At 62.7% G+C, this 12,677-nt stretch carries 9 protein-coding genes and 1 pseudogene; all 10 read right to left on the reverse strand.

The window, feature by feature from the left end; all coding sequences use genetic code 11:
- Positions 1–243: 243 nt before the first annotated feature.
- A complete protein-coding gene (locus ABD017_RS13580; protein WP_235578661.1) occupies positions 244–2,499 on the reverse strand; it encodes a heavy metal translocating P-type ATPase in 2,256 nt (751 codons plus the stop codon).
- A 230-nt stretch (positions 2,500–2,729) separates the two neighbouring features.
- Complete coding sequence (locus tag ABD017_RS13585; RefSeq protein ID WP_082545917.1) at positions 2,730–3,059, reverse strand: four-helix bundle copper-binding protein; 330 nt, start codon at positions 3,057–3,059, stop codon at positions 2,730–2,732.
- 108 nt (positions 3,060–3,167) lie between these two features.
- Positions 3,168–3,620, reverse strand: coding sequence for a DUF411 domain-containing protein (locus tag ABD017_RS13590; protein ID WP_056604997.1), 453 nt, complete (start codon positions 3,618–3,620; stop codon positions 3,168–3,170).
- Between the two features lie 14 nt (positions 3,621–3,634).
- Positions 3,635–4,750, reverse strand: a pseudogene (locus ABD017_RS13595) (c-type cytochrome).
- Between the two features lie 13 nt (positions 4,751–4,763).
- The gene (locus tag ABD017_RS13600; RefSeq protein ID WP_200945311.1) at positions 4,764–6,002 is read right to left on the reverse strand and encodes a copper resistance protein B; all 1,239 of its coding nucleotides are present in this window, start codon (positions 6,000–6,002) and stop codon (positions 4,764–4,766) included.
- A complete protein-coding gene (locus ABD017_RS13605) occupies positions 5,999–7,822 on the reverse strand; it encodes a copper resistance system multicopper oxidase (RefSeq protein WP_343883312.1) in 1,824 nt (607 codons plus the stop codon). The genes ABD017_RS13600 and ABD017_RS13605 overlap by 4 nt, the downstream gene beginning before the upstream one ends.
- 1,241 nt (positions 7,823–9,063) lie before the next feature.
- Positions 9,064–9,957 carry a recombination directionality factor gene (locus ABD017_RS13610; RefSeq protein ID WP_343883313.1) on the reverse strand — a complete coding sequence of 298 codons (894 nt, stop codon included), beginning with the start codon at positions 9,955–9,957 and terminating at the stop codon, positions 9,064–9,066.
- Between the two features lie 14 nt (positions 9,958–9,971).
- A complete protein-coding gene (locus tag ABD017_RS13615) occupies positions 9,972–10,949 on the reverse strand; it encodes a YqaJ viral recombinase family nuclease (RefSeq protein WP_056602744.1) in 978 nt (325 codons plus the stop codon).
- 83 nt (positions 10,950–11,032) lie between these two features.
- Positions 11,033–11,485, reverse strand: a complete 453-nt coding sequence (locus tag ABD017_RS13620; RefSeq protein ID WP_343883314.1) for a hypothetical protein — start codon at positions 11,483–11,485, stop codon at positions 11,033–11,035.
- A gap of 12 nt (positions 11,486–11,497) precedes the next feature.
- On the reverse strand, positions 11,498–12,454 hold the full coding sequence (locus ABD017_RS13625) for a DUF932 domain-containing protein (RefSeq protein ID WP_343883315.1): 957 nt from the start codon (positions 12,452–12,454) through the stop codon (positions 11,498–11,500).
- Positions 12,455–12,677 lie beyond the last annotated feature (223 nt).

Genomic DNA, 12,677 nt, shown 5'->3' on the forward strand with positions numbered 1-12,677 from the left:
TCAACTACGGATTGTCCGTCGGGTCTCCTGCGCTGTTCTCATTGGTCAGCTCGAAAACCCCGGGGAGCATCGTAATGGTGAGCCAGACGTGGACGACACCCCCGAAATCACGGGCCAGCGCCTGCCGGGTGAACAGTTACGAAGTAGCCGGAGGTGAGGAAGGAAAACACGGGGTGGGGCGCTCCCGCATTTGCCGGCGACGGCATCGCGCTGGGTCCGCTCCGCTCGCCGGCGTTGGTCAATTCAGCCATGCCGCTTTCGTCCCAGCCGCAACGCGTTGGCAACCACCGACACAGAGCTTAGGCTCATCGCCAACGCGGCGATCATCGGACTAAGTAACAGGCCAGTCAGAGGGTAGAGCACGCCGGCCGCGACCGGTACACCCAATGCGTTGTAGAGAAATGCGAAGCCCAGGTTCTGCTTCATGTTGGCGACCGTGTCGTTGGAAATCGACCGTGCCCGCACAATGCCACGCAAATCGCCTTTCACCAGCGTCACCTGTGCGCTCGACATCGCCACATCGGTGCCGGTGCCCATTGCGATGCCGACATCGGCGCCGGCAAGCGCGGGGGCGTCGTTGATCCCGTCGCCGGCCATCGCCACCCGATGTCCCTTGGCTTGCAGCTCTCGCACGAGGTCGATCTTGTCCTTTGGGCGAACCTCGCCATGGACTTCGTCGATGCCCAGGGTGCGTGCGACCGCATGGGCCGTGGTAACGCCATCGCCGGTGGCCATCACGAGGTTCAAGCCCGCCTCATGCAGCGCCGCGATGGCGTCGGCAGTGCTGCCCTTGATCGGGTCGGCCACCGCGAGCAGGCCAGCCAGGACACCGTCGACCGCCAAATACATCACGCTGGCACCGGCTCGGCGCAGCTCCTCGGCCGGAATGGAAAGCACGGAGGCATCGACCCCGGCGTCGTGCATCAACGCGGTATTGCCTATCGCCAAGGTGGCGCCTCCCACCTTGCCGCGGACCCCGATGCCGGTGGATGACTCGAAACTCTCTGGCGTTTCCAGCGTCAAGTCACGACGGCGGGCTTCGGCGACGATCGCGTCGGCCAGGGGGTGCTCGCTGCCTTGATCGAGGCTGGCCGCCAGGCGCAGCACCTCCTGCTCAGTGAACCCTTTGGCCGCGAGTGCGGTATGGAACGCCGGACGTCCCTCGGTCAGGGTTCCGGTCTTGTCCACAATCAGGGTGTCGATCTTGCGCAGGTTCTCGATCGCTTCGGCATCGCGGAACAACACGCCTTCCCCGGCGGCACGGCCGGTCGCCACCATGATCGACATCGGCGTGGCCAGTCCCAGCGCGCAGGGACAGGCGATGATCAAGACCGAGATCGCGTTGAGCACCGCGAATGTCCACGACGGTTCCGGTCCAAACAGCCCCCACACGACAAAGGTGGCAACGGCAATCGCCAGGACCGCCAGCACGAACCAGAAAGCCACCTTGTCAGCCATGCGCTGCATCGGTGCGCGTGAGCGTTGCGCCTGGGCGACCAGTTGCACGATTTGCGACAGCACCGTCGCCGAACCGACTTTCTCCGCCCGGATCACCAGGCTGCCAGTGCCGTTGAGGGTCGCGCCGATTACGCTGGAGCCGAGGGACTTCTCGACCGGGACGGGTTCCCCGGTCAGCATCGACTCGTCGACATGGGAGCGTCCCTCGATCACTTCGCCGTCCACCGGCACCTTTTCGCCGGGGCGCACCCGCAGGCGATCGCCGACGTGAACGTGGCCGAGTTCGACATCCTCCTCGCCGCCATCGTCGCGCAGGCGGCGCGCAGTCTTTGGCGCCAGCCCCAGCAGGGCTTTCAGGGCAGTCGAGGTCTTGGAGCGGGCACGCAGTTCGAGCAACTGCCCAAGCAGGGTCAGCGAGACGATCACCGCTGCGGCTTCGAAATAGACACCCACGCGGCCATGTTCGTGAAACGACTCCGGGAACACGTCCGGTGCGAGGGTGGCGACGATGCTGTAGCCGAATGCCGCGCCAACGCCGATGCCGATCAGAGTCCACATGTTGGGGCTGAGGTTGCGGATCGACTGCACGCAGCGAACGAAGAACGGCCAGCCTGCCCACAACACCACCGGTATTGTCAGTACCAGTTCGATCCAGGTTCGGGTGTTCACCGGCAACCGGGGTAAGTAATGGCCGAACATCGCCAGCACGAGCACCACCAGCGTCGCCGGCAAGGTCCACCAGAAGCGACGGCTGAAATCACGCAGTTCGGGATTGTCCTCGTCGTCCAGCCCCGGCATTTCCGGTTCCAGCGCCATGCCGCAGATTGGGCAGATGCCGGGGCCATCCTGGCGCACTTGCGGATGCATCGGACAGACATACATCGTTCCCGCCGGTGCCGGCGCGGGAACGTCATCGGGTCGGCGGGTCAGATATTCGGCCGGGTCCGCCACGAAGCGCTCCAGGCAGCGCGCCGAACAAAAATGGTGCGTTACCCCTTCATGCTCGGCGTGATAGGCAGTCTGATTTGGGTCGACCTGCATGCCACAGACCGGATCAACTGCGGTTGTCCCCGCACCGGGTTGGGTGTGATGTCCGTGCTTGTCGGCGCCCGTGTGGTGATGGTGGGTGTTCATGCATCCTCCCATGACGATGACAATGGGTTGACGTCGATCGATGTGTCAGTACGTCTAACCGGCGAGGTGGGTGTGGTGTCGAGGTAGGCGTTGAACCGGGTGGCCCGCTTGCTTGCGCGCAGGCGGGCCACGATCGATCAACCGCCCATAGTGCGGCATGCCTCGGCACATCGACGACACGCCTCAGCGCACCGCTTGCAATGGTCCATGTCGTGCGCGTCGCACTGCTCGGCACACCAGTCGCAAATCTTCGCGCACAGCGCGCAGATTTCCTTCTGGAACGGACTATTGCGGGCCATGGCGTCCGCGCACATCCGGCACATGGCCGCGCACTCGATGCAACAGCCCGGACAATCGTTCGAGCTTGCCTTGCCGACCATGTGCGTAAAACAGTTGCCGCATTCGGTGGCGCAGTTGTCGCACGCGGTGATGCAGGCTTTGACAGCTTCAGTCAGGTGATGGCTCATGATGAGACTCCTCAGAGGTATCGCATGAACGGATATTTCCCCCAGGCGTTTCCGTGAGCACGCCTATTCGGTCCCGTTACGTGGCTAACCGATGGATGACGTGACCGATCACGCCTTGGGTCCGTGGGTGGTGAATACCCGCGACGATCCGTCCTGGTTGATCAGCACGACGTCATAGCGCTCGGGCGCGCCGACCTCCATGCCGGGTGAACCCATCGGCATGCCGGGTGCGGCTAACCCGCGCGCGTTCGGGCGTTCGGCGAGCAGCCGGCGGATGTCCTCCACGGGCACATGCCCTTCGATCACGTAGCCTTCAATCACCGCGGTGTGGCACGACATGGCGTCAGGCGGCACGCCGAGGCGCGCCTTTACCGCCGCCATCGGCTGATCCTGGTGCACGGTGACCGTGTAGCCCTGCGCGCGCATGTAGTGGACCCACGCGCCGCAGCAGCCGCAGGACGGATCGCTGTAGACGTCCATCGCATTCGCCGCCATCGCCGCCGGCGCGAACAGCACGGCAAACAGCAGGCTGATGCCCATACGGGGGAGCCATCGTTTCATCGTCATTCTCCTGGTCATTGTTCTGGCATGGGGGCGGTTTGCCACTGGACGGACACGATCTTCCAGCCGCCGCCGTCATTTTTTAGATTGAGCATCTCGCGGCTGTGCAGCGTGACCGGCTTGTCCTTGATCGTGGCCTGCATGGTGCTTTCGCTGCCGACCATCGCGGTATCGCCCATCGGCATCGAGCCCAGTGAGACGGGCGTAATCCGCGCGGCTTTCAGGAAGGCAATGTCCTCGTCCAAGTGGCCGCTCGCGTATTCATCACGCGACTGCGTGTTGCCGCCTTCGCTGATGCGGACGTCCGGTGCCAGCAGGGCGAGCACCGCCGTACTGTCGCCACGCTGCAAAGCCGCCTGAAAGGCCTGCGCCACGGCCTCGGCTGCCGGTACGGCCTTGGCTTTCATGCCATCCATCGACAATGGCGCTTCAGGTGCGGGCGCCGCATCGACCTGTTCATGATCGTGCCCGGCCGTAGTGGCCGCATCGGGGCTGTGCCCGGTTTCCGGTTTGGCAGGCATCCGCATGCCCTACATGTCGGCAGCACCGTGAGTGTCTTCGTCGGTGGATCCACCATGGCTGTGGCCACCTTCGCCCATGTCCATGTCGTGATCGGCGGGAGCCCTGGCCACCATGTCCTTGTACTGCTGCGGGGTCAGGTCCGGAAGCTTTTGCAGGAAGGCGACCATGCTCCACATCGTGGCATCGTCATGGCTGCCACCCCACGCCGGCATTGCGCTCATCTTGATGCCATGCTTGATCACCCAGAATGCTTCCTTCGGATCGACCCGTACCTGCGACAGGTTAGGCGGCTGCGGATACAGGCCGGGACGAATCTCCGAGTCCTGCATGCCGGGCTTGAGGTGACAGACCGTGCACATCGCTGCGTACTGGCCGGCGCCTTTCAAGATCAACTGCTCGTCGTTGAGGTCCGGTACCGTGATGTCTTTCGAGCGGGCGCGGATGGATTGCTCGCGCAGGGTCTGCATCACCGCCTGCACCGGTTTGGTGTGATGGTCGTCCGCACCGACGTTGTAGATGCCCGAATACACGAACACCGCCGCGCCGGCGATGATGATGGCGAGCAGTGCGACGACCGCGATGCTGTAGTGCTTGACGTGTTGTTTCATGATGTTCCCTTGGTCAGAACCAGATGCGGAAGCCGGCGACCCACTGCCGGTCAAACAGGCCTCGGCCTTGCTCGCGGGCGAAGTCGGCTGTGCCGCCAAAGCGACGCGCCCAAACCACGCCGACATAGGGCGCGAACTGTCGATTGAACTCATAGCGCAGCCGCAGCCCCAGCGAGACATCAGACAAGCCGCTACCCAGCCGCCGAGCTGGATCGTCCTTGCCGTAGGCGTTGGCTTCGAATTCCGGCTGCAGGATCAGCCGTTGCGTGAAGAGCAGTTCGTATTCGGCGCGGAAGCGGGCAGCGGTACGCCCGGAAGGACCGATGTAGGCGGTGGCCTCCAGCTCGAACCAGTACGGCGCCAACCCCTGGATGCCGAACGCGGCCCACTGGCGATTAGGCCCCTCACCCGCTTCGCTGCGTACGCCTAGCTGGGTACTCCAGAACGTGGCGACGGTGTGGTTCCAGAACGCCTCGATATCGCCCTCTTCCAAACTGCCTGCGCTGCGTTCACCTTCGGTGCGCAACCAGAGCTTGTCGTAGTCGTTGCCGTACCAGCCCTGGATGTCCCACTGCTGGCCGTTGCCGTCCTTGCCGTGGAAGGCTTCCAGTTGATCAATCAGCAGCATGGCGTTGGGGGCGTTGTCGTCCATCGCGTCGTGGATACCTCCTGCCGGGCCATAGCCAACGCCAGCGGAGTAATCAGGATTTCGGGCATCCGGCGGTGGGCTGCCGCCTTGCATGGGGCCCATTGTCATGCCCGACATCGAGCCATGATCCATACCCTGTGCGGAGCCATGATCCATGCCCTGCATCAAGCCATGGTCCATGCCTGACATGCCCGGATGCTCCGTCGCTTTCATGGACTGCGGACTCATGTCGGGCATCGACGAATGATCCATTCCTGACATCTCGCCAACGGGTGCCGCCGATGTCGCTGGCTTGGCCGGCGTCGACATACCAGGCATCGCACTGTGATCCATGCTGTGCATGTCGTGGGCCGCGGGTTCCGCCGCGGTGGGAACGTCTTTCTTTCCGGTCTTTTCTTCGGGCACGTTCGTCGCCGGCTTCTGCATGCTGCTCGCGGAAGCAGGCACGACCATGCCGGGCATGGAGCCTGTAACCATGGGTGATGTACTGCTGGAGGCCGGCGCGCTCTGCGCGGCGACTGCTAGTGGTAACGCCAGCAGGAGCGCGACCAACAACACCTGCCAATGTGTGCGGCGGAGCGTGATGCAACGGTTCATCGTCATGACACGACCACCTCGCGGAACATGCCCGCCTCCATGTGGTACTGCAGATGGCAGTGGTAGGCCCACCGCCCCGGGGCGTCCGCGTTGACGCGATAGGTGACCCGCTGCGCCGGCTGCACGTTGATGGTGTGCTTGCGTGCAATGAACTGCCCGCTGGGATCCTCCAGCTCGCTGAACATGCCGTGCAGATGGATGGGGTGATTCATCATCGTGTCGTTGACCAGCACGATGCGCAGGCGCTCGCCGAAGCTGAAATGCACCGGCTTGGCCTCGGAAAACTTCTGCCCATCGAACGACCACATGAAGCGCTCCATGTTGCCGGTCAGGTGCAGCTCGATCTCGCGCTCGGGCTCGCGTGGGTCGATCGGCCCATCGAGCGAACGCAGATCGGCATAGGTCAGCACGCGCCGACCGTTGCCGCGCAGGCCGATGCCCGGATCATCGAGATTGGTGCGCGGCATGTCGACGTGCATGTCGACGCCCGGGCCGTATTCGGTGCGCGCATGGCGAACCTTCGGCATGCCGGCGGGCGTGAGGTTGCTTATGGCGCCCATGTGCATGCCTTGCGTGTCGCCCATGTCCGGCATTTCCATTCCGCGCATGCCTCCCATGTTCACGCCAGACATGGCTCCCATGCCGCCCTGCTTGCCGCCGTGCCCCATATCGCCCATCGGCATCGCGCCCATCATGTCCTGCATGCTCAGCCACACGCGCGGATCCATCGCCGGCACCTCCGCCTCCATGCCCGGACGCGGCGCCAGCGTGCCGCGGGCGTAGCCGCTGCGATCGATCGACTGGGCGAACACGGTGTAGGCGCGATCATCCTGTGGTTCCACGATCACGTCGTAGGTCTCGGCTACCGAGATGCGGAACTCGTCCACCGGTACCGGCACGATGTCCTGGCCGTCGGCGGAGATCACCGTCATCTTCAAGCCCGGAATGCGCACATCGAAGATGCTCGTTGCCGAGCCGTTGATGAAACGCAGGCGGACCTTTTCGCCGGGCTTGAAGACCCCGGTCCAGTTGCCGGCGGGCGCCGCGCCATTCATCAGGTAGGTAAAGGTATAGCCCGAGACGTCGGCGAGGTCGGTCGGGTTCATGCGCATCTCGTTCCACATCTTGCGCATGGCGAGCGCTTGGCTGAGCCCTTTTTCGCGGACATCGCGGAAGAAACCCGGCGCGGTGGGTTGAGCGAAGTTGTAGTAGTCGCTCATCTTCTTGAGTTTGGCGAAGATGTGCTCGGGGTCCTCGTCGGTCCAGTCGTTGAGCATGACCACGTAGTCGCGGTCGCTCGGATAGCGCTCGGGGCCGGCAGGCTCGATGACCAGCGGGCCGAACACGCCGGTTTGCTCCTGGAAGCGCGAGTGAGAGTGGTACCAGTAGGTGCCCGACTGGCGAACCTCGAAACGGTAGACGAAGGTCTCGCCCGGCGCGATGCCGTCGAAACTGATGCCCGGCACGCCATCCATCTGAAACGGCAGCAGGATGCCGTGCCAATGGATTGAAGTCGGCACGCGCAGGTGATTGCTCACCCGCAGATTCACGGTGGTGCCCTCTTTCCAGCGCAGGACCGGGCCGGGCAAGCTGTTGTTGATCGTCGTGGCCATGCGCGGCGCCCCGGTGTAGTTGACCGGGGTTTCGGCGATATCCAAGGCAAATTCGGTACCGCGGAGCACGGTCGGCTGCCCTGTAGAAGCTGGTTGCGCCCAGACCTTGCCGGGGCGCAACAGCCCGAGGCCGGTCACGGCACCGCCAAGGGCAACACCTTGCACAAAACGACGCCGCGTCAAATCGATCGGGGGCGGGGGGAACAAGTTCATGGAAACTCTCCAGGTGGCGATATCGCGCGTGCCGATACCGATCACTGCCAATTGCCGGATGGTCGACGCGCGACCATCGCGAGCAAAGCTCATGGAAAACGAGGGAGAGTCAGACCGCCGGTGGTCGCAACGGAGGGGCGGTATTCACCGAAGGCGCATTGCCGGGCAGCGGCGTGGCATAGCTGGCAATCATCGCGGCCGGGGCCGGGACGACAGCCGTTGAGGGCGGGATCGTCGTACTGCACATCGCCGCACAAGTACACGCGTGACCTGCCATGCCACCGCAGCAACCGGGCTGATCGTCGCAACAGGAGCGGGATCCCTGGTCAGCGAGTTGGTGATGACAGTGTTCACTGACCGCCGCAACCGTTGTTTGCATGGGATGGGAATGAGGAGCTCCCGTCATGCCCATCGGTGCAGCGGCCAATGAGTTGATGACCAACATCAACCACGCCAGCACGCCCATCGCCCGAAGGCGACGTGAGCGAGCGAGCGGACGTAACGAGAAGGTCATGGAGCGAGCTTATCCGTGTGACTTGACGTCCTCAACTCTGGAGGTGGGTTCAGATGACTCACGGTTTGCTGAAGTCCATATGCAAGGTGATCTCTGAGCTTGCCCGGCTTCCGCAGACACCTAAGAGAGCGCTTCAGCTTCGGTCTGCACGGGCGTTCGATAGCCGTTGAACGAGTGCAGACGTTGGCGATTGTAAAAGACCTCGATATGGTCAAAGACCTTGTCCATGACTTGCACATGCGTTTGGTGGCGGCGCACCGCCTGCAGTTTCCGCCGGCCAACGCCAATTCAGTGGCTAATTGCCGGGCGTAGGGTCGAGCTCAATCCTGCAGGAGAAGGCACGTGGTCAACACGAAGTTGTTGCAGTCCATGCTCGAATTCGCCCTCGATTTGAGGCGTATGCACAGCTGTGCACCGGACGCACGTATCGGGAAGCATTCCAGGCACTTGCTTCCAGAATTGGACGTCGACGCCTGCTCGCGCAGCAAGTGAGCGAAGCATTCGAAAAGGTGTCATCGCAAGATGAGGCGTTTTTATTCGCTTCATCGAGGATGTCCTGGACTTTGCACGGACCTTCGTCGTCATGCAGGCTGCGATGGAACGAGTCCAGCAAGCCGCATCGGAAAAGGCAGGGGTCCCACCTTGACGACACACCCTTTTGGGAATCAAAAAAAAAGACTAGGTGCGGAGGTGAGCGTCACCCACCTCCGCGTACCAGTTCGTTGCCTCAAACAGAATTCAGCCGCGCAACTCTGTCCTCCAAGTGACCCTGGAGGCTGGAGTCCGCTTTGGTAGTTCCCTCAGTCTTCCCACCGTGGGCGTTGCCCGGGAAGAACTCCTCGACCACGGCCGGCACGTCCTCTGCCAGATCTTCGAATGCACCGTTGGCGAAGCCCTTGCGCGCGGCTTCGTCCAGCGCACCCTGGTCAAAGCCGCAGACTCGCCGCTGTTCGTCCAACTCCCGTGCCTGTGCGATGGCTTGCTCCAACGTGAGCCCAGAGCGCACCACTAGATCGACGTAGTAGATCGGCGTCCCGTAGCTCATCGTGGTGGATTTGCCACGCAGCTTCAGTTCCAGTGGCAGGCAGGCCAACAAGCCGCCCGACACGGCGCTGAAATACTCGAGCCGCGCCGCCAGCGTGCGGATGGTGTTGAAGGACGTGGTGCGCAGCACGAAGCTACCCAGCGCATCGTCATCGCCGACGACCACGTTTAGCCTTGCGTACGCCTTGCATGCCCCTTGCGAGAACGCACAGGCATCTGGCCCCGGGCAGGGCAACGTAGCTACACCTTCCTTGCCCGCGCGCCGGCAGGTCTCACCGTTGCCCACGCAGATCGGGCGGCCCGTGGTGCGGTCAAACAGTGAATAGTCCGCCCGCAGGTTGAGGCCCGGGTCGTTGAACAGCAACCGCATCGAGATTGCGCGCAACTTCTGACCCTCGGCTTCCTTGCGCAGCTTCTCGTCCAATGGGTGCAATATCCAACCGTCGCGCCCTTGCACCTGGCTGGTCAGGGTGAACTGATCGTCCTTCTCCGGCAGGCGCTTGCCGTTGCGCTCCATTACCCGGCCAATGGATATCCGCCCGATCACCGGCGGGGTAATTGCCAAACCTTTCAACATGTCGTTGACCTCTGTCAGTTGTTGGAAGACCGCGACAACACAAACCGGCGAGAGCCGGGGCGAGTCACGGAGTACATGGCGGCAACATCCGGGCACTCGGCCACCAGTCGCTTCGTATCCAGCGCGGCGCTGTCCTTGGCTCGCTTGAATGTCACCTCGCCGTGAGCGAAGACCGCCTTACTGGCGTCGCCCATCGCTTGCTGGATCACCTGCTTGAACGATTCGGCTTCATGCTCCATCGCTTCCAGCTCACCCTTGAGCGTTGTCAGTGCATCGAAGGCACGACTAAGGTCTTCGTCGCCGGAGAAGTCCAGGCTGGTGTCGTTGCCTCGATACAGTTTCCGCAAGGCCTTCGCCGCCGATTCACTGCCATCGGCCGGCGGCTCGATGTCCTTCTCCACGTACCCCCAGAACCGGGTTTCCAGCACGACCAGACGGGCGATCACTTCGTCGTCTCGTTCGATGCGGTGGATTTCCAGTTGCTGACCGCACAGCAGCACTGCCACGTCGGCAGCGACTTTGCCGGTGACGGCCAGTTGGTGCTGCACCTGCAGTTGGACGTATTCAGGCACACCGTCCTTCCAAAGTCGCGAACCGAACTCGCCGGCGGTCTTGCACTCCAACACTTGCACGCCGGGCACGCCGACGATTTCCCTGTCGATGTTCGCCAGCATGAAGGGGAACGTCGGATGCTGGAGCACGGCATTGAGCTTGCGCACCTTGTGACCGGTGCAATCCTGGTAGGCGGTCGCCACCATCGGTTCCAGAAGGGTGCCCCAATAGCGTGGATCGTCCTGACCGGGGCGAACTTCTTCCGGCGGCGTGCGGCCGGTCTTTTCCATCCACAGTTCGAGCTGGCTCTTGTACGGGCACAGGCCCACGGCGGCAGCGGCATCCGAGCTGCCGATGCCATTACGACGCACATCGAGCCACTGCCCATAGGGCAGCTTCTTGGTATCGACCAGCCTCACGGCGGCGTTTTGTTTGTTCATCGGTTTCCTCCAGGCATAAAAAATCCCGACCGATGCATGGGCATCAGCCGAGCGGCAGGTAGTTCGTTTTTTTCGAGGTGTCGTTACCAACTGGCGCGGTAGTAAATGTCCCAGCCTTGCTCCTGCAATTGCTTGGCGTGATGCAGGACTTTCAACGTGTAATCCACTTCGCCGTCCTCCAGCGTTTCATCGACGTCGGCGGTGAAATGATCGCTGGCACTGACCGAGGCGTCGCTTGCCTGTTCGAGCTTTCCTTCCAGCTCGATCAAGGTGTCTACCGAAACGAAAGCCGGACGGCAGTCGTCGACGCCCTCCTGCACGTTGCTCACAAACCACCGGTGCAAGGCATCGAACTTGCGCCAGTAGCCCACCCGCACCGTCACCCCGCTGACTTCCAGCAGGGAGGCATCCTGGCCCGGCTTCTCCTTTGGCGGCATATAGCCGATGGCCGTACCAATGGCGCGGCGCGTCGGTTCCGTCCGTGGATCGCAGGGGGCAACGTGCCGCTTGGCTTCCAGATACATATCCAGTCCCATCGTCGATCTCCGTCAGGCCAGCAGTTTCATCGCTTCGTCCCAGGCACGCTGCTTGATCTGCGCCCCTTGGCCGAACCACGCTGCATCACGGCGGTGATCGTCACTGCGCGCCCGACGGTGGTGATCGACGAACTCGGTCACGCTGTTGACCACACCCCATGCCGTCCCTCGACTGGACGCCATCAACGCACCGCGGCCTCCGCCTTCGTACAGTGAACGGACGGTGGCAAGCGCTTGCTCGTTGACCACCACGGCCTTGCCGTCCGGCGCGGCGTAGGTGAGTACCCGACGCAACAGCCCTTCGACCGTATCGGGGTCGACGGGCCGCTCCACCAACGCCTTCATGCGGGCAACGAAGCCATCCCACGACGAAACGGTGATGCCCAACTGGCGCTTGACCACATCGGGATCGAACTGGCTTCGATGCGGCACTTTGATGGCGCCGTTGGCGTTCCCCAGCGCAATGGACAAGGTGTTGTTGCAAACCACCCGCACCGACGTGAACTGTGCCGTAGTTGCCAACGTGCCGTCGCAAGCGGTGGCCAGCAGCAAGTAGCCATCGACGCGGTCACGGCCCTTGAGCGTGGTGCTCTGACCGGTCTTCGCCAACGCCCAGAACTTGCGGCCCTCGCGCAACACGCCGGCCGTCTCCAGCTCAAAGCCATTGCAGGCCGTCAGGTCGCGATAGAACTCCAGAATCTCGCCTGGCTGCACCACATGAAAACGCTTGGAGACCACGGCCAGCGGCGCCTTGGTGTCCGAGCGGTACAGCACCTTCTGCTCCGGAAAGGCGTTGATAACGCCCATGTGGTTGTTGCCGGAGATGTAACGGACATCGGAGGCTTCGATCTGCCAGTCCATGCCCGCCTGCTGCTTCCATGTGTCGATGGATTGCTGCGGGGCCAATCTGTTGCCAAGACCGTGCCACGGCTTTTCGCCGGCGTAGGCCATCGTTTCAACCAGATGCATTGTCGTTTCCTCGTAAGTTGGCGGCATAAACGCACAAGGCCCGGACATGCCGGGCCTTGTGCGATGTGCGTGTGTTGGGTCGGATCAAGGAGCTTTGAGGCCACCGCAGTTGGTGCATTTGATGATGCCAACCAGAACTGCCGTGGCAACGACCAGAATGCAATAGACCGTGTCAATTTTGCCGCTCATGTCGTCGGATACCCTTTGCGAACGCTGCGATGCG

Origin of the sequence: Rhodanobacter caeni (genome assembly GCF_039523575.1) — a bacterium.
GTDB lineage: Bacteria > Pseudomonadota > Gammaproteobacteria > Xanthomonadales > Rhodanobacteraceae > Rhodanobacter > Rhodanobacter caeni.